We start from the raw sequence: 18,012 nt of genomic DNA on the forward strand, positions 1-18,012 counted from the left end.
CCTCCCGCTGTAAGCATCCCGGTAAACCGGACCATTCACATTTAGAGATCTTCCGGCATACTGATTATGTTCCTGGAGGAGATCACCATGCGCAAAGCACGATTCACCGAACACCAGATCATCGCCGTTCTGAAGTCCGTCGAAGCCGGACGCACCGTTAAAGACGTCTGCCGCGAGGCCGGGATCTCTGAGGACTCGTGCTACAACTGGAAAGCGAAGTTCGGCGGTATGGAAGCCTCTGATATCAAAAAGATGAAAGACCTTGAGGATGAAAACCGCCGGCTGAAACAGATGTTTGCGGACCTGAGTCTCGAGTGTCGTGCACTGAAAGACGTTATTGAAAAAAAGCTTTAAAACCAGCAAGTAATCGTGAGCTGGTCAGCTATCTGACCGCGCAGTTTGCCATGAGCTTACGTCAGGCATGCAGGACATTGTCGCTGAGCAGGACAGTATTTCATTACCATCCGGATACGCGGCGGGATGAGCCGGTGATTATGGCGCTGACCGTTGCGGCTGAACGCTATCCGCGATACGGATTTAAAAACCTTTTTCAGGTATTGCGCAGGCAGGGCAGCGCCTGGAACCATAAAAGAGTTCACCGGATTTACTGCCTGCTGAAGCTGAATTTTCGCCGTAAGGGAAAACAGCGCCTGCCGGTGCGTAATCCGGCTCCGCTGGTGACGCCAGAGGCGATGAACCAGAGCTGGTCCATCGATTTTATGCACGATGCGCTGGTGTGCGGCAGACGCTTCCGGACCTTCAACGTGGTGGATGATTTTAACCGGGAAGCGCTGGCAACCGAAATTGACCTGAATATCCCGGCGCAGCGGGTTGTGAGAGTGCTGGACAGGATCGTGGCAAACCGCGGATATCCGCTGAAGATGCGGATGGATAACGGTCCGGAGCTGATCTCGCTGACACTGGCACAGTGGGCAGAAGAGCATGGTGTGATGCTGGAATTTATCAGGCCCGGCAAGCCCACGCAGAATGCCTTTTCGAACGGTTCAACCGGACATACAGAACAGAAATACTGAATTTTTATCTGTTCAGAACACTGAATGAAGCACGGGAAATTACAGAGCGCTGGCTGGCTGAATATAACAGCGAGCGCCCCGCGAATCCCTGAATAACCTGACACCGGAAGAGTACCGGCTGATAGCTGAAGCCCCGGAAATCTCAAAAAGTGCGTGGAACTAAAACGGGTGTGCTTACAACACCAAGGCCACCTCCATATGTTTAGTGGGCTTGTGCTCTCTAAACATCCGTTCCTTTAATGACCTGTTTTAACTAAAAAAAGACATAAATTGATACTCCGAACTTGCGTTAGGGTTTCAAAAATCAATCAGTAATGGTCTTTACTCCGAAAACATGCATGGCTTTAGCTCTAAGTTGAGCACCACAAAAATCTTCCATATCTAGCATCCTTATTAATGCATCGACCTGCTGCTGACTACGATGCTCATATGACAAGATCAATTCAATTTGATTGCTGGAAAGGTACCGTGCCAAGTATTGGTAAGGATTCATCTCGGATTTAAAACTCGAGAGGATCATGTTCCACATCATCATTTGCTGTAGCCCTTTATGGATTTTGCTGTATTCAAAGAAAGGGCGGAGAATAGAAGAGTATTTATCGAGTAATGCCCCTTTATGCCAACTGTAATATTGCTGAAGTTGTTTTTTATAATGTGTGAAAATATCTCGGATATCAATGTTATCTTCTGCTTCTTCAATAAATTTTCTAGCCTTACTCCCCCAGTCTCTCCATTCTAATAGTTCATCCTTACTAATCACAAAGCTGGCTATTCTAATACCATTTTTTGAATCGCTTTTAATTATCCAGTTTGCTTGTGCCATACGCCAATGAGAGCTGAAGTTTCGGAGCTTCTGTAGAAAATCATGCAACCCAGGTGTCGAAAATGACTTATCACGCTGCTCAATAAAATCATCAAGAGGCCATTTTTTATTGAACGCGCGAGCTATGTCAACAACGGTCATCAAAGATGAAGTACAATAATATAGTTTACGCTTAACTTCACGCACATATTCTTCTGCATTTTTCTCATTTGTCCTGCTCCAAAAATCTATATCCTTGCTTCTTTCTCCAAAGATGCTTATTTCATCTAACAATTCCGCAGTGCTTTTGGAGAACACCCAAACGGCGTCTTCAAGTTCTTTGATACCACGCCATAGTTGCCCACCTTCCGTCTGATCAATCGATCTTTGTACTGTTCGGAAATCATACATTATTGCCGTCTGAATGTGTTGACGTGTCCAAGGGTGAGCCACAGTGTCAAGATATCCAGTCATTTGCGATCCTTAAGGTCAAATTGAGCTTTAGATAATAGCTCACAAAAATATCACTGGATATGTATGGGCTATGTTGAGAAAGAACACTGTTTAGACGGGATTGCTTCTTGCAAACAGCCGGCTGTAAATTAGGTAACGCTTTGAACACCCAAAGTATGAGCTCAAGTTTAAGTCGCTATTGTTAATACCTCAAATCTTCGGCCTCAATATTATGCTCTATAATTTTTAGGCAGTACGTGTTTGAATATATTGATTATTATCCTCTTTTGTCAAATCGCACCGACATCTTCAATAACAGATGGATTGTGTTGTGGTTTGCTGTGTTTTTTTGAAAAATAACAGCTATCATCAAAAAATTGGGGGCATCCTCGGGGGGCATGTACAAAATTGAACTCAGAATTTACCCCCCCATAAATCATCAAGCTACGCCTTACTTTTCAATCCTGTAGGACCTAATTTCATCCTGTCTTTAGCAGTACGCTTGCCTGTAATCACTTCAGATAACCATCATGTATCTTTGTTATTCTCGGTCACAATTTAAACAATAAAATCCGCATTAACTTGCCTCAAATGGATTCATCTTCTTCACTTTGCGCATCCTGCCAGTACCAAAGCAGCGCCTCGGATGGCAGGAAAGTCATATCTCAAAGTGAAACACGGAGGTTATTTATGAACCAATCAATTCCCCTCGAAATTGTGATAATGCGAATCACGCAGGCGCAAACTGTTCTGTCAGTCTGGCTAAAAACCTTAACCACTGACGATGACAACGTGCCGGACATGATAGACGCTGTATCTACCCTTCTGGACGGTCTGGCTAATGCTATAGCAATCGACATGGTGTCTGATAAATGAGCCTATACAACGACCTTAACTACGCCAACCTCACTAATGTCCCTGCCGAGGAGCTTAGAGGGATTCAAAGCAGGTCTGATGAAGCAGTAAACGACCTGATGCTTGGTATTACCGCCATTGGGTCACTTATGTTTTGGGCGGCTGCTAACGATGACTACGATTCCGAACAAGCTAAAAAGGACATGTACAAACTTGGAGCAATGTTTATGCCGCTTAGTGAAGTGATTCGCGCACTCAGTGACACGGCGGCTAATGCCAGTTTCTGCATGCGTGAGCAGGGTAAGGGGGGCAAATCATGACTATGTGTCTTTTAGATGCAAAGTGTCAGGTAGAACAGGCTCAGGCAGTGCTTTCTGTCTGGATGGAAGCTGACATATCAGATGATAAGACTATGGAGATGATAGGTGCCTTGATGACCTTGTTGAGAGGCGTCGCGAATACAATGGGGGAAGCCGATCAAGAGCTGAGCCTTATGGGGATGAAGTTAATGAATAAGGATATTCGTCATGCTTAATTCAGCATCAAGCAAAGATATTTTGATTCGTGGGAATGATGCTATTGATTCTCTGAATAAAATCAGCGCACTGGTTGAAGCAGTTCAATTCCTATCATCGACAGATGAGGAGCGCGAACTTCGTAGCGAACTGCTTGATGTCATTCAGAACGTAATCCGACGTACTCTGGGGGATTCTGTATGAGCCAGGAAATCACGTTAAAACAGGCTGCTGAACGAGCATATCAGGTAGAGATCATCTGCTCGATGTTGGAGTACACTCCGCTAAAAATGGATGACCTCGAGATATCTTCTATCGCTGGCTTATTACACCGTCTGTCTGGGAATGTAGTAGCCTGGTTGATTGAGGATCAGGCCATTCGGAGAAAAGCATCATGAACAGATATTCAGTTGAGTTTTCTGCTGTTGATGGCGCTGGCGGTCATATTAATCCCGTATGGCGTGGCCAGAGCGGTAATAAAAAGCAAGCAATCCAGACAGCCATAGCAGGCGCGAACGAAATGGGGTGGCAATCCATCACTTTAAAACATGTCTTTTTGGTCCAATCGCTAATCACAGATGAGGCCACAGAATGAGACAAGAAAATGTCATGGAGATAGATGATGCACAATGCCGTGTGACGCAGGCTCAGGCCGTGCTTTCTATGTGGTTAGAGTCCTGTATTGGCAAAGATGACAGACAAGGAGAAATGATTGGAGCAGTGATGTCATTACTTGAAGGCATCTCGGAGAGCATGGAAAAATAAAAGGTGAATTACTGGATTACGAACTCCCCATACTTCGGAGAAAATCATGAGTATGGCGTTTAAATCCACTAAATCACCGTGAAATATCACAGTTGATAATCACATCACTCCCACTCATGGCGGCATCAAATTAATGCATGCTGATAAACTCAGTTTCATCGCATCCGGTGAAACTGAGTGCCAAGAGACTCATTGGGGAAGAATCCATGATTACTAATAACTTCCGACTCAACGCTCTGGCTAATCAGCACGCGACAGCGATTTATCATGTACTGGTTCAGCAAAACAGTGGCGACTGGTTCATTGTATCAACAACAAATGGTGATATCAGGATTGATATTACCGATGATTTTAAGGGCATTCGCGATCTGGTTAATAGTTATGTATTGCTCGTATTAAAACGCTATCACAAGGATTGGGAACTCCGGGATTTTTCAGTGCTGGATGAATGTCTGGAAAGTGGCAATCTCACGAGCAGAAGGCATGAAATATGAGATTGTATGCTCTCGTATATTGCGGTGATTCTTCAGCAACAAGGAGAGCCCAATTAATGCGAAGCATCGACCTCATTCGTGAAACCACCAATGTGGTGACAAATCGCTTGCCGCAGGTTCTCAGCCAGTTAGGTATTAGCGTGCCGCAATCAACCTGTTAACATTCATCATGTCCTGCTTGTGGTGGTAAAAATCGCTTTCACTTCGATGACAAAGGGCGAGGGAACTTTATCTGTACTAATGCGGCACTGGTGACGGCTCAGAACTCATCAAAAGAGTAAGCTATTGTGACACCACGGAGGCCGCCCGTCTGGCGGCTGAAGTATTGGGTAATGATTGGTATGAGCCAGGCGAACTTGATGACAACGACAAACCAAAAACTAACGGCGGCAAGATATTCGCTGATAAGGCCGCTTAGGCCGTCAATGGTTATATTTCATTAGTGCAGATGAGAAACAGGGCCGACTGGGACGATCACCGCCAACAGAACGGCTTGGAAAGCGCCACAACAGTATTTAACGATTCGATATACCAACCGCAGGGGACTCAATTTACAGGTTAGTGGGTTAATAATCCATTGTGTTTGACATTGTCGTCATCCTGCCCCTGACTCTGTTTTTGATAGCATGGATAATCAGTCATACTCACACCAGAATATACCGCTGTTTTTCTCATTATCCCCGTTAGAGGTTGCATGATGTGATTTATGTGTTATGGTAAATGGATGTTGAATTATTTGAGGGTGGATTCAGGGCTTCGCAAATAACTGAAAGCGAAAGCGTCTGGAAGAAAATAACAATGATGATTTCAGGTTGCCTTGGTCCGATTTTAAAGTTTTCCGCTATCTTTCTTTATTTCATGTGCCGTTATCAACTACGCGCTATCCCATCAGGTTGTTTGTCATCATTCAATTCTCTTTCTGTATGGAAAGATTCTCCCGCCATATCATAGTCAGAAAAAAGGCCATTATTATGACCAGAAAAAAATTAATATTATTACCCGTCGCTGCTTTATTCTTTTCATCTGTGGTTTTTGCCGCAGATTTACCAGGGAAAGGTGTAGACGTACACCCGGTACAGAGTACATTGCCTGAAGAATCTTTCCAGACTGAGTTAATCAACCGGGCATTGGAAAAGTTGGGTTATGATGTCAAACCCACTGAGGAAGTGGACTATAACGTTGCGTATACCGCTATCGCTGCCGGAGATGCAACTTACATGGCGGTAAACTGGGAGCCGTTGCAGAAGGACATGTACAATGCTGCCGGTGGTGATAATAAATTTTATCGCGAAGGTAGCTATATAACAGGTGCAGCACAGGGATACCTGATTGATAAAAAAACGGCAGATAAGTATCACATTACAGATATTTCACAGCTTAAAGATCCGAAAATAGCTAAATTGTTTGATGCGAATGGCGATGGAAAAGCGGATCTGGCGGGTTGTAATCCTGGCTGGGTTTGTGGACAGGTGATTGATGCACAAATTAAAGCTTATGGTTTAAGTAGTACAGTGCAGCAGAATCAAGGAAATTATTCCGCCATCATCGCAGATACCATGACGCGCTATAAGTCTGGGAAACCAGTTCTGTATTTCACCTGGACGCCATATTGGGTCAGTGATGAATTAAAACCAGGAAAAGATGTTGTCTGGTTGACCGTACCTTTTTCTGTTACGCCAGGTTCTCAGAAAAATGAAGATACTGCATTGCCTAATGGGAAAAATTACGGTTTCAAACCTAATAATGAGCATGTTGTTGCTAACAAAGAATGGGCGGCTAAAAACCCGGCAGCAGCGAAATTGTTTGCCATCGTGAAATTACCCCTTGCTGATGTCAATGCACAGAACCAACGTATGCATGAAGGTGAATCCTCAGCAGCCGATATTCAACGACACGTAGATGGTTGGATCAAGGCACACCAGGCTACTTTCGATGGTTGGATCAAACAGGCGAAAGCAGCGGTGCGATAACCAGACTATCCCGACCTGTTCTCAGGTCGGGATTAACGTTGTCGCTGAGAAACACGCTCCCCCGCTGTCGGCTCCAGCCGCACCATATCCCATACCCCAATCAGCGTAATCAGGGCAATCACCCCAAATCCCACCTTAAACCCTATCCCTGGTACCGCCGTGTAACCAAACTCATCCCCCAACACCGTCCCCAGCCGGATACACAACGCTCCCAGTGTTACCCCCAGCCCGCTCGCCAACTGTAAGGAGGTACTAAATAGCGTATTCGCCGAACTCATCTCCTGCGCGGGCACCTCAGCAAAAGCCAGTGAGCTGATCCCGGTAAACTGCATCGAACGACTTAATCCGCCCATAAATAGCAGTACCAGCGTAATCACATGCGGTGAGGTCGGCGTCAAAAACGCACACAGCAGCAGCGTCAGCACACAAACCACACCGTTTCCAATCAGCAGCTTACGGAAGCCAAAATAGCGAATCAGTGGCGTGGTGGCGGGTTTCATCGCCAGGTTACCGGCAAACACCGCCAGCACCAACGAACCGGCTTGAAAGGCATTCATGCCGAAACCGACCTGGAACATCAGCGGCAGCATAAAAGGAGCGGAGCTGATAGTGGCGCGTAGCAGGAAGCCACCACGCATGGTGATGCGGAAAGAGGGCACGGAAAGCGATGACAGGCTAATCAGCGGCGCTTTGCTGCGGCGCAAATGGCGGATGCTCCACACCAGCGTTGCCAGTCCAAGTGCAATCGTCACGGCTGCGGCAGTCAGGCTGGCGCTTTGCTGGCTCAACATTTCCAGGCCAGCCACCAGGCACAGCATGGTGACACCGGTAGCGATAAAACCGGTGACATCGAATGGACGATGCTGGTGAGCCGAGTCATTTGGCATCATGCGCAGCGCCAGGATGATGGCGATAATCCCCAGCGGCACGTTGAGGAAAAAGATCCAGTGCCAACTGGCGTAGGTAGTGATAAACCCGCCGAGCGGCGGCCCAATGATCGGGGCGACCAGCGCGGGCCACGTCAGGGTGGCGATGGCTTTGATCAGCTGATCTTTGGGCGTGGTGCGTAGAACCACCAGACGGCCAACCGGCACCATCATGGCACCGCCAATGCCCTGCAAGATACGCATCAACACAAATTCAGTGACGTTATGCGTCAGGCCGCAAAACAGTGATGACAGGGTGAAAATGGTTAACGCGAGGCTGAAGACATTACGCGCACCAAAACGTTCCGCCACCCAGCCATTGGCCGGGATCAGCACCGCCAGCGTCAGCAGATAGGCGCTGATGCCGATGTTCAGATCGATAGCGGAGACGCCAAACGCTTTGGCCATGTCCGGCAACGCGGTGGCGATCACCGTGCCATCAAGAAACTCCATGAAAAATGCGCTGGCAACCAGTAGCGCCAGGCCGGAGATGCGGCCCGAGCGGGAGACGTCTTCCCCGGTTGAATCAGATAAAGCCATGCGGTGCCCTTAGCATAACAACGCCCAATCATTTGGGAGAGGTGTGATAGGTTTGTAAAGTTGTTATACCAAAAAAACAAAACGCGGATGAATACCCATGTCAAACTTGTTGGCTAAATATTGATATTCGACAACAATTTCCTTCACGCAATTTCCCCTACAACCTGTTCAGCAAGCAGCCCTTGAGATGTTAATATCGAGGCATTAACACCCCCGGATGAGGTCAGAATGAGTCAGGTCGCCACCGCGAAGCAGCGTGAAGTGCAGCGTATCGTTGATGCGCTCTCGCTCGCTATCGCGCAGCATCGTCTAAAGCCAGGCAGGCGGTTAGTCGAGGCGCAAATTGTCGAGGCGTTAAAAGCCAATCGCAACCATGTGCAGGCGGCGCTACAACGTCTGGCGTTGCAGCATATCGTGACTATCGAACCCAATATCGGTGCGATGGTGGCGCATCCTGAAGCGCAGGAAGCACGGGAGATCTTTATTGCCCGGCGGGCGATTGAGAGCGCGATTGTGGCGTCGATAACCCCCACGCAGATGGCGCAGTTTGCCGATGATATCGATGCGCAGCAAAAGGCCGAACATGCCGCCACCGGGCAGCAGGATCGTCGTGATATCGTGCGTGAGTTGAGTGCCTTTCACCTGTTGTTGGCAAAAGTCAGCGGCAACAAAGTATTGAGTGAAATTCTGTCAAACCTGATGGTGCGCAGTTCGCTGATTGTCGCGCTGTATCAGCGTAATGATGTGCCGTCATGCCAGTGCGCCGAGCACGGTGCGATCCTTACGGCGTTAAAAGCGGGCAACACCGAAGAAGCGCAGCAAATCATGCTGGCGCATCTGAATGAACTGGAAGCGGAACTGGATTTAACCGAAGTGGTATCCGAGGAGCTGTCGCTGAGCCAGGCACTGCTGTAAACGGGGTACGAGCGCTCAGTCGCCCTCATCCCGACCTTCCCCCGTAAGCGGGAGAAGGAGGGGGGGCACATACCCGTTAAGGTCTATTGAGCACAGCCTGCGGGCGGTTGAAGGTTTGTCTGCCACGTTTAAAACCGGCGATTGGCGGGGCAATCTGCGCCACAATCTGCCCGGCGTGTGTCACATCAAATATCACCATATCGGCCAGGCAGCCTGGCGTCAGGCCATAGTCGGTTAAGCGCAACAGCTTTGCCGACTGGCTGGAGATCCAGCTCAGGCATCGCAGCAAATCTCCCTGGGTTCCCAATTGACGCACGTTGGCGAACAGGTTGGCCTGGCGTACCAGTGAGGCATCGCCAAACGGGGTAAAGGGATTGGCGATATTGTTGGTGGAGAGGGAACACACCACGCCACAGCGATCCAGCTCATCCAGCGGTGCGACGCCACGCGGTTGCAGGGCAAAGCGATCGCGCGCGGTGAGAAACAGGTCGGTGGCGGGCAGGGCGGTGACCTGCACCCCCGCATCAGCGAGCCTCCGGCCTAATGTACGCAGTGGCTCGATATCCAGAATCGATAACTTGGTAACGTGCCCGACGGTAACCCGGCCGCCCCAGCCTGCGCGTTCTGTCTCCTCAATCACGCTATCGATCAGCCGGTTTTCTGGCGACAGATCGAAATCGAGATGAAAATCGAGATCGACATCATAGCGTTGGGCTAAGGCAAACAGCCGCTGGATCTGACCAATTGGATCGTTGTCGGTATACGGGCAGCCGCCCAGCAGATCCGCGCCCGATGCCAGTGCTTCGCACAGCAGCGTCTCGGTGCCTGGATTATTCAGCATCCCTTCCTGCGGAAATACGCAAAGTTGCAGATCCAGCGCCCAGGCGTAATCTGCCTGCAAACGGCGGATGGCGCGAAAACCGGTCAGACCAATCACCGGATCGATCTCGATATGGGTACGCATGCGCGTGGTGCCCTGAATAATGGCTTGTTCCAGCACGCGGGCACCACGTTGATAAACGTCCTCCTCATTGAAATCGGCTTTGGCGCGCGCGGTTTCACGTATCGCCTCCGCCAGCGTACCCTCCTGCTGGCGGCAGCGATCGATGATGCAGGCTTTATCGAGGTGGATATGGGTTTCCAGCAGGCCGGGCAGCACCAGCGCACCCGCCAGATCCAGCGTCTCCGCTGGTTCATTATGTGCAGCGACAAAATGTTCGTTGGCGATGTACAGCGTTTGCAACGCCTCTGCGCCCGGCAATCGGGCATTGATGATGTTCAGTCGTTTCATGCGTTCCCTGCTCCCAGCCAGGCTTCTGCCAGATCCGCCTGCGCCAGCAGATCCTGCGCGCGTCCGGCTTTGACCACTTCACCCGATTCCAGCACCAGCGCACGGTCGGCAATGGTCAGGGCGAGATTTGCCATCTGATCGACCAGCAGCAGCGTGACGCCTTCATTACGTAACCCGGCCAGCGCGTCATACAGTTCGCCAATCATCGCAGGTGACAGGCCGAGGCTGGGTTCATCCAGCAGCAAAATTGAGGGGCGCGACATCAGGCCACGGCCAATCGCGACCATCTGTTGTTCGCCGCCGGAGAGTAGCCCAGCCTGGCTGTGCAGGCGATCGCGCAGGCGTGGGAAGCGGCGCAGGATCGCCTCCACTTCCGCCTGCGGATCGAGCCGTTCGCTACAGGCATACTGGCCGATCAGCAGGTTATCCAGCACCGTCATTTGCGGGAACAACTGGCGTCCTTCCGGCACCAGCGCCAGACCGCGAGCGGCGATTTGGGCGGCGTTGAGTTCTTTGATCGAATGATCGTGCAGATAAATGGCTCCGCTGCGTGCCGGATGCAGCCCGGCCAGCGTTTGCAGAATGGTGGACTTCCCGGCTCCGTTGGCGCCGAGAATCGCCACGGTTTCGCCCGGATTGACGGTGAAGCTGACATTACGCACCACCGGCGCAGCGCCATAGTCGAGCGTCAGTTTATCCACCACCAGCCCCGGTTCGCCGCTGCTGCGCAACGGCATCACGCGCGGTTTGCCGCGATACTCGGTGCCGCCGAGATAGGCAGCGATCACTGCCGGATTGCGCTGCACCTCTGCCGGACTGCCTTGTGCCAGGGGTTTACCGGCATCCAGCACTTGCAGACGATCGCTGACCGCCATCACCAGCGCCATATCGTGTTCAACCACGATCACTGCCAGACCAAATTTTGCCAGTCGGCGCAACAGCGGGATCAGGGCATCCGTTTCTTCCCGACTCAGTCCGGCTGCGGGTTCATCCAGCAGCAGCAGGGCAGGATCGAGCGCCAGCGCACGGGCAATCTCCACCAGCCGACGATCAACATGCGGCAGATCTTCTGCCGGGGTATGCACCGAACCGCGATAACCAACCAACGCCAGCAGTGCCAGCGCGACCTCCCGTTGCTGCTGCGCCGGGTGACGCCACGGCAGTCCCTGGCGGCCACGCTGCTGAGCCACCAGCAGGTTTTCCAGCACGCTCATTCCGCCGAACAGTTGGGTGGTTTGGTAGGTGCGGGCGATCCCGGCGCGTGCGACGCGCCAGGCAGGCTGACCACGCAGTTCCTGTCGCAGGCGAATGCTGCCGCTGTCGGCACGATAAAAGCCGCTGATCATATTCAGCACCGTGGTTTTTCCGGCGCCGTTTGGCCCCATCAGGCCGAGGATCTCACCGGCACGCACTTTGAAGCTGACATCGTTGGCCGCCTGGACGCCACCAAAGCGGATGCCGATCCCCTCGACATTCAACACATCATTGCCGCCACGCTGGAAGTGCCGTTGCAGCAGGGCTTCGTCGGGTGTTGCAGGGGCGAATTGTGCAGCGGGTTTCGCCAGCCAGCGCGCCAGCGTACCGAGCAGGCCACGCGGTGCCAGCCACAGCACGCTGAGTAGCAACACGGCAAAAATCAGCAGGCGATATTCCGCGAACGAGGACAGCAGCTCCGGCAGCACCACAATCAATAACGCGCCCAGCAGTGGGCCGAATAGCGTACCGCTACCGCCAACCACCACTGCCAACACAAACAGGATCGACTGTGCGAAGGGGAAAGAATCCGGGTTGATAAACATCATCAACGGCGCAACGAAAGTACCGGCGGCGCTGGCGAGCATGGCAGAAAGCGCGAACGCCAGCGTTTTACTGACCACCGGGTTGAAGCCCAGCGAACGGGCAGCAATCTCACTGGCCTTGACGGCACGCATCGCCAGTCCCCATTGGCTGCCTTGCAGGCGGGCAAACAGCGCCAGCGCTGCCAGCATCAGCACGGCGCAGCATAAGGCCAGTCCGATATTGGGATCGAGCGGGCCAAAGTCGGGCATCGGGATGCCCATCAATCCATTCGAGCCGCCGGTCACCTCACGCCATTCAATCAATACATGGCGCACCACCAGCGCAAAAGCGATGGTAATCATTGCCAGAAACGGACCGCTGACACGCAGCGCCGGGATGGCCAGTAAACCGCCAATCACGCCACATACCACCATCGCCACCAACATGGCGACGCCGAGCGGCACGCCATTCATGGTCAACGCCGCCGAAACGTAGGCTCCGAGCGCGTAGAAGGCGATGTGGCCGAAGGAGATTTGTCCGCTTAGCCCCAGCAGAATATTCAGCCCGACCACCGTAGTGACGGCGAGGGCAAACAGGGAGAACACCAGCAGCGCATAGCTGCCGAGCACGAAGGGCAGCAGCAGGCTGATCAGGGCCAGCGCAGCAAGGGGGAGGGTTTTGATCATACTTTGACCCTTAATTTTTGCCCGAACAACCCGTTCGGGCGCAGCGCCAGTGCCAGAATCACCAGCGAGAAGGTGAAGATTTGCGTGAAGGCGGAGCCAAACCACAGCGTAACCAGCGCTTCACTGAGGCCAAACAGCAACCCGGCGATCCAGATGCCGCTGCTGCTGGCAAGACCGCCGAGGATTGCCACCGCGAAGGCTTTCAGGCCGAATAAGGTGCCCATATCGCTTTGGATGCTGAACAACGGCGCGATCAGCAGGCCAGCCAGCGCGGCAAACACGGTGGAGAGGGCGAACGCCACTGCCACCACGGTATTCACCCGAATGCCCATTAACTGCGCAGCGCGCGGGTTCTGTACCGTGGCTTCCAGCACTTTGCCGATGCGGCTGTAACGGCGGATCACGGTCAGAGCCACCACGATTACCACGCCGGTCAGCGGGATCAGCAGGTTGATTAGCGACCATGAGCTGCCAAACAACGTAAAGGTGACGTCGGTCACCGGGAACTGGCGCGGCTCTTTGCCGAAAGTAAACATCGCCAGGTTATCGACGAGGATCCCGCCCGCCACCGTCGCCATCAGCCAGGCTTCCGAATTGCGTGCCACAAACGGTCGCACCAGCAGGCGCTCAATCACCACGCCATACAAGGCGCAGCACAGCAACGTGGCGGGCAGAGCCAGCCACAACGGCCAGCCGAAAGTCACGTACAGGCTGTAACCGAGGGTTGCGCCCACCATCATGGCGCTGCCCTGAGCAAAGTTCAGGGTGCGGGACACAATCCAGGTGATATGAAAGCCGAGCGCCAGCAGGGCATACATGCTGCCGAGGCTAAGTCCGGTGGACAGGGCGGTACTCCACATTATCCTTCTCCTTACTGGGTAACTGGCAGGATCTGCTCGCCTTCAAACCGGGCAAACACGTAGTCTTTCGGTCCCAGGGCATCGTGTTGCTGCACGGTGAACGGTTGCTGATAATGTTTAATCAGGCCGTCATAATCCTTGATGGCGTAGAAACCATTGCGAATGGCGGTGCCATCGAGGCTGGTGGCGTTGTTCAGCGCCAGGGCGGTCAGGTGCATGGCATCGTAAGCATTGGCGATGCCCACCGCCGGTGTGACATCTGCCAACCCTTTGATTTGTGGATACTGTTTTTTCAGTTCATCCATCACCTGGTTGCCTTTGGCCGAGTTATGGTCGGTAAAGACAAAGGTCTGGATAAAGGTCACCTGATCGGCACCCGGGCCAGCCAGCTCGCTGAAGCGACCGCCAGCGGGTCCCCAGTGCGAAACGACCGGCACCTGCCAGTTCATCTTGTGCAGCGATTTCACTACCTGCGCCGAAGGTCCGACGTTGCCGACCATCAGCAGAGTATCGGCACCGTCATTTTTCAGGCGGGTCAGTTGCGGCACCAGGTCCACATCACTGTCTTCGATACGTTCAACCCCGGCTACCGGGATGTTGTTTTTCTGCAATGCTGCGCGGAAACCCTTCTCGTTCGATTCACCCCACGGATTGTTTACCAGGATCATGCCGGCTTTTTTCATGCCTTTCTTTTCGCTGGCGTATTCCACCAGTGCTTCATCCACCAGTTCATCCACTGCGGAGACGCGGAACACGTAGTTCTCCTTCGCACCGTTATGGGTGATGCCGGTGCCTGCGGCCCACAAGCCGACAAAAGGGGTCTTCAATTGATTCGCCAGCGGTACGATCGCCAGCGAGACGGGGGTGTCCAGGCCGCCGAACAGCACGGCAACTTTTTCACGCTGGATCAATTCGCGCGCAGCCAGCATCCCTTTGCCGGGGTTGCTTTCATCATCACGGCGCACCAGCTCCAGCGGATGGCCTTTCACACCACCAGCCGCATTGATCTCGTTGATGGCGATGGTCAGCCCACGGGTCAGCGCCTCGCCCGATTTAGCCGATTGACCTGACAGTGCCGTGACCAGACCGACTTTGATCGGATCGGCTGCCAGCACGCTCGCTGACATCATGGTCATCAGGGTGGCGGCAGCGCATAAACGCCAGTTTTTCAGTAACGATTTTCCGGACATCACTCACCTCATGTGGATTGCTAGCAATAATATTTTTATTTCTAGCAATTTTGATGCCAGTTTGTTATTGCTTAAAAACAGGCGGTTTATCCCGCAAGTTAGCGGCAAAGTTGCGCCATTGTGGTGCTGATGCGCCAGCGTTGTGCAAATTCACATCAGGAGGTTTTATGTCTGAGATTGAGCAAGCGGTTGAGGTGGTTAAGGGGTTTTTAGCAGCATCTATGGCTCCCGATGCGGTGCTGGCAGCGACCTTTATGCATCCGCAGGTAAGCATCACCTTTACCGGGAAACGTGAGTTTCCCACCACCAAAGGGATCACGGACTTCAACGGTGCACGCTATAAATGGGTGAAGAAGTCCGTCGGACAATTTGACTGGATGGATCGCGGCGATCACGTTGTGGTGTACTCCAACGGCACCCTGTATGGCGAGTGGCCGGATGGTCGACCCTTTGCCGGTAATCGTTATCTGGATCGTTATGAAGTGCGCGAGGGGTTGATCGTGAAAATGGACGTGTGGAACGACAGCGCCGAATGGATTCTGGCACCGGAGATTGGGCGCGTGGAGTAGTCATGATCCGTAGCGGCGCGATCTATCGCGCGGTTTTTTCGTAACCAAAACCCGCGCGATAGATCGCGCCGCTACGGCATGTGCTGTTAATTAATGATAAAGCTCCGCTTTACCCACCGAAGAAAACAGCTTCATTTTATGTTCCACTACCGCGCGTGCCGAAGCCATCGGTTGAATAAACAGGCTGCTTGGCTCATGGCTTGGTGATTTCATGGATTCTTCCAGCGCCACGAAGAAGGCTTTTTTCATATCGCTGGAGATATTGATTTTGCCGACGCCATATTGAATCGACTCCGCCACTTCGCTGTCTTTGTTACCGGAACCCCCATGCAGCACCAGCGGAATCGACAGGCGTTGCTGGATCGCTTTCAGGCGATCAATATCCAGTTTGGGTTGCATACCTGGCGGATAGAGGCCATGTGACGTGCCTATCGCCACCGCCAGGGTATCAACGCCGGTCTCTCGGACAAAACGTTCAGCCTGCGCGGGATCGGTGTAGAGGATTTCGTTGTGTCCACCTTCTGCGCTGCCCTGCGCCACACCAATGGTGCCGAGTTCCGCTTCGACAGACACATTCACCGTGTGCGCCACCTCGGTCACTTTGCGGGTGATGGCGATGTTCTCCTCCAGCGGGAACGCAGAGGCATCGATCATCACCGAGGTGTAGCCGGTGCGAATGGCGCGCATCACCTGTTCCAGCGACTGGCCGTGATCCTGATGGATAACCACTGGCACCGATGCATTGCTCGCCAGTTCGCGCAAATAGACAATAAATGCATCGCCGACGAATTCATGCTCATCCGGGTGTACCTCTAAAATCACCGGAGATTGCAGTTTTTCCGCGACCTCAATCACCAGGCGCGCAAATTCGGCGGAAGCAATATTGAAGGCGCCGACGCCAAACTTATTCTGCTGCGCAACCTGGAGTAGATCTTTCATATTCATCAACATTACTTAACCCTCTTGTGGAAGTTCCTGACAATCTTTTTTGACAAAACGGAGAATCAGCGCGGTCAAAATGGCACCGGCGGCGATGGCGCAGGCATAGGCAACGACATGGGTGATGACATTCGGGATAAACATCACGAAGATGCCGCCGTGCGGGGCGCGGGAGCCGCAACCCAGCGCCATAGAGAGCGCGCCTGCCAGACCTGAACCGGCCACAATCGCGGGGATCACGCGCAGCGGATCGGCCACGGCGTAGGGAATGGCCCCTTCAGTGATAAATGACAGGCCCAACACCCAGGTGACTTTCCCGGTTTCTCTCTCCTGATGGGTGAATTTCTGTCTGAACAGCAGGGTGGCCAGCGCAATACCCAGCGGCGGCACCATCCCGGCAGCCATACAGGCAGCAATCGGTTCATAGATTCCGGAGGACATTAAGCCAATGGCAAACATGCAGACGGTTTTATTTAACGGGCCGCCCATATCAAACGCCACCATCATGCCAATCAGCAGCCCCATAATCGCGGCGTTGGTATTGCCGAGATTTTCCAGAAAGGTGGTCAGAGCCTGAAGCAGCACTTTGATCGGTTCACCGACGACAAAAATCATCAATGCGCCGGTAATCAACACGCTGAGCAATGGCACGATCAGTATTGGTTTCAGGCCCGCCAACGCTTTGGGCAGGTTGACATATTTCACGATGGCGAAAGTAACGTAACCGGCGAGGAAACCGGCCAACAGCGCGCCGAGAAAGCCCGACCCGGTGTGAATGGCCAACATCCCGCCGACGGCACCCGACACAATCCCCATATTGCCGCTGATCGATTTACTGATCCCGAGAGAAAGTATCGGTAGCATCAGGGCAAAAGCCGCGCCGCCGCCAATATCAGAAAACATCTTCGCCAGTGGACTGAAATGCGGATCGCCTGGTGTCGCCGCGGTAATACCGAATGAAAAACTCAGGGCAATTAAAATACCGCCGGCGACCACAAACGGGATCATCAGGTTTACGCCAGTAATCAGATGGACATAGATTTGTGATAACCATGACCGGCTTTGATCCGTTGATTCAGATTCGCTATGGCTACGGCTATTTTTGAGTTCCAGTAACTCTGATTTTATTTTTCCTGACAGAATATCATTTAATAATCCCTGTGCATCTTTTGCTGCACGGGTAACAGGCACCCGAATAATTTTCTTGCCACTAAAGCGCGAAAGGTCAATCACTTTATCGGCAGCAATTAATACCGTGTCGGCCTTTTTAATGTCGTCCGAGGTCAGGATATATTCGCTTTCAACCGCACCTTGTGTTTCGACAAGGATATCGACACCCATCTTTTTGGCATTCTTTTTTAAATTTGCTTCGGCAAGATAGGTGTGAGCAACGCCTGTAGGGCAGGCGGTAATGGCTATGATGTTCATT

General features: G+C 52.3%; 19 protein-coding genes and 2 pseudogenes. 13 read left to right on the top strand and 8 right to left on the bottom strand.

Going from position 1 to position 18,012, the window contains the following annotated elements; translation table 11 throughout:
* Positions 1 to 87 precede the first annotated feature (87 nt).
* A pseudogene (locus L579_RS23545) lies at positions 88 to 1,197 on the top strand (IS3 family transposase).
* A gap of 141 nt (positions 1,198 to 1,338) precedes the next feature.
* Here the strand turns inward: L579_RS23545 and L579_RS00380 are convergent.
* Positions 1,339 to 2,310 (bottom strand): hypothetical protein, encoded by a 972-nt coding sequence (locus L579_RS00380; RefSeq protein WP_021182327.1) that lies wholly within the window; start codon positions 2,308 to 2,310, stop codon positions 1,339 to 1,341.
* 669 nt (positions 2,311 to 2,979) lie between these two features.
* Here L579_RS00380 and L579_RS00385 point away from each other — a divergent pair.
* The 10 genes and pseudogenes from L579_RS00385 (at position 2,980) to proX (ending at position 6,888) form a co-directional block, all read left to right on the top strand.
* On the top strand, positions 2,980 to 3,165 hold the full coding sequence (locus L579_RS00385; RefSeq protein WP_036624384.1) for a hypothetical protein: 186 nt from the start codon (positions 2,980 to 2,982) through the stop codon (positions 3,163 to 3,165).
* On the top strand, positions 3,162 to 3,464 hold the full coding sequence (locus L579_RS00390) for a hypothetical protein (protein WP_036624386.1): 303 nt from the start codon (positions 3,162 to 3,164) through the stop codon (positions 3,462 to 3,464). The genes L579_RS00385 and L579_RS00390 overlap by 4 nt, the downstream gene beginning before the upstream one ends.
* Positions 3,461 to 3,679, top strand: coding sequence for a hypothetical protein (locus L579_RS00395; protein ID WP_235056547.1), 219 nt, complete (start codon positions 3,461 to 3,463; stop codon positions 3,677 to 3,679). The genes L579_RS00390 and L579_RS00395 overlap by 4 nt, the downstream gene beginning before the upstream one ends.
* The gene (locus tag L579_RS00400) at positions 3,672 to 3,863 is read left to right on the top strand and encodes a hypothetical protein (protein ID WP_036624391.1); all 192 of its coding nucleotides are present in this window, start codon (positions 3,672 to 3,674) and stop codon (positions 3,861 to 3,863) included. Before L579_RS00395 ends, L579_RS00400 begins: the two co-directional genes overlap by 8 nt.
* Positions 3,860 to 4,057, top strand: a complete 198-nt coding sequence (locus L579_RS00405) for a hypothetical protein (protein WP_036624403.1) — start codon at positions 3,860 to 3,862, stop codon at positions 4,055 to 4,057. Before L579_RS00400 ends, L579_RS00405 begins: the two co-directional genes overlap by 4 nt.
* Positions 4,054 to 4,254 carry a hypothetical protein gene (locus L579_RS00410; protein WP_036624405.1) on the top strand — a complete coding sequence of 67 codons (201 nt, stop codon included), beginning with the start codon at positions 4,054 to 4,056 and terminating at the stop codon, positions 4,252 to 4,254. Before L579_RS00405 ends, L579_RS00410 begins: the two co-directional genes overlap by 4 nt.
* Entirely contained in the window at positions 4,251 to 4,424 is a 174-nt protein-coding gene (locus L579_RS23995; protein ID WP_200864648.1) for a hypothetical protein, read from the top strand. The genes L579_RS00410 and L579_RS23995 overlap by 4 nt, the downstream gene beginning before the upstream one ends.
* Before the next feature lie 206 nt (positions 4,425 to 4,630).
* A complete protein-coding gene (locus tag L579_RS00420) occupies positions 4,631 to 4,918 on the top strand; it encodes a hypothetical protein (RefSeq protein WP_021182330.1) in 288 nt (95 codons plus the stop codon).
* A 56-nt stretch (positions 4,919 to 4,974) separates the two neighbouring features.
* Positions 4,975 to 5,258: pseudogene (locus tag L579_RS23550) on the top strand (primase-helicase zinc-binding domain-containing protein); the annotation flags it as partial.
* A 631-nt stretch (positions 5,259 to 5,889) separates the two neighbouring features.
* Complete coding sequence (proX, locus tag L579_RS00425) at positions 5,890 to 6,888, top strand: glycine betaine/L-proline ABC transporter substrate-binding protein ProX (protein ID WP_021182331.1); 999 nt, start codon at positions 5,890 to 5,892, stop codon at positions 6,886 to 6,888.
* Between the two features lie 32 nt (positions 6,889 to 6,920).
* Here proX and L579_RS00430 read toward each other — a convergent pair whose 3' ends face one another.
* Positions 6,921 to 8,354, bottom strand: a complete 1,434-nt coding sequence (locus L579_RS00430; RefSeq protein ID WP_021182332.1) for an MFS transporter — start codon at positions 8,352 to 8,354, stop codon at positions 6,921 to 6,923.
* A 228-nt stretch (positions 8,355 to 8,582) separates the two neighbouring features.
* Here L579_RS00430 and L579_RS00435 point away from each other — a divergent pair, with 228 nt between their 5' ends.
* On the top strand, positions 8,583 to 9,269 hold the full coding sequence (locus L579_RS00435) for a GntR family transcriptional regulator (RefSeq protein ID WP_021182333.1): 687 nt from the start codon (positions 8,583 to 8,585) through the stop codon (positions 9,267 to 9,269).
* Between the two features lie 76 nt (positions 9,270 to 9,345).
* On the opposite strand, the gene L579_RS00440 is transcribed toward L579_RS00435, so the two are convergent.
* Genes L579_RS00440 through L579_RS00455 form a run of 4 tightly spaced genes read right to left on the bottom strand, consistent with a single transcriptional unit; the run spans position 9,346 to position 15,075 of the window.
* Positions 9,346 to 10,560 (bottom strand): amidohydrolase family protein, encoded by a 1,215-nt coding sequence (locus L579_RS00440; protein WP_021182334.1) that lies wholly within the window; start codon positions 10,558 to 10,560, stop codon positions 9,346 to 9,348.
* Positions 10,557 to 13,025: a branched-chain amino acid ABC transporter ATP-binding protein/permease gene (locus L579_RS00445; RefSeq protein ID WP_021182335.1), complete on the bottom strand. Its 2,469-nt coding sequence runs from the start codon at positions 13,023 to 13,025 to the stop codon at positions 10,557 to 10,559. The genes L579_RS00440 and L579_RS00445 overlap by 4 nt, the downstream gene beginning before the upstream one ends.
* A complete protein-coding gene (locus L579_RS00450; RefSeq protein WP_021182336.1) occupies positions 13,022 to 13,885 on the bottom strand; it encodes a branched-chain amino acid ABC transporter permease in 864 nt (287 codons plus the stop codon). Before L579_RS00450 ends, L579_RS00445 begins: the two co-directional genes overlap by 4 nt.
* 11 nt (positions 13,886 to 13,896) lie before the next feature.
* Complete coding sequence (locus tag L579_RS00455) at positions 13,897 to 15,075, bottom strand: ABC transporter substrate-binding protein (protein ID WP_021182337.1); 1,179 nt, start codon at positions 15,073 to 15,075, stop codon at positions 13,897 to 13,899.
* Between the two features lie 167 nt (positions 15,076 to 15,242).
* Here L579_RS00455 and L579_RS00460 point away from each other — a divergent pair, with 167 nt between their 5' ends.
* Positions 15,243 to 15,644 carry a nuclear transport factor 2 family protein gene (locus L579_RS00460; protein WP_021182338.1) on the top strand — a complete coding sequence of 134 codons (402 nt, stop codon included), beginning with the start codon at positions 15,243 to 15,245 and terminating at the stop codon, positions 15,642 to 15,644.
* 90 nt (positions 15,645 to 15,734) lie between these two features.
* On the opposite strand, the gene L579_RS00465 is transcribed toward L579_RS00460, so the two are convergent.
* Both L579_RS00465 and L579_RS00470 read right to left on the bottom strand, forming a co-directional pair.
* Positions 15,735 to 16,595, bottom strand: coding sequence for a ketose-bisphosphate aldolase (locus tag L579_RS00465; protein WP_021182339.1), 861 nt, complete (start codon positions 16,593 to 16,595; stop codon positions 15,735 to 15,737).
* Between the two features lie 3 nt (positions 16,596 to 16,598).
* Complete coding sequence (locus L579_RS00470; protein ID WP_021182340.1) at positions 16,599 to 18,011, bottom strand: PTS fructose transporter subunit IIC; 1,413 nt, start codon at positions 18,009 to 18,011, stop codon at positions 16,599 to 16,601.
* Position 18,012: the final 1 nt, after the last annotated feature.

The organism is Pantoea sp. AS-PWVM4, assembly GCF_000468095.1.
Classification (GTDB): Bacteria; Pseudomonadota; Gammaproteobacteria; order Enterobacterales; family Enterobacteriaceae; genus Pantoea; species Pantoea phytobeneficialis.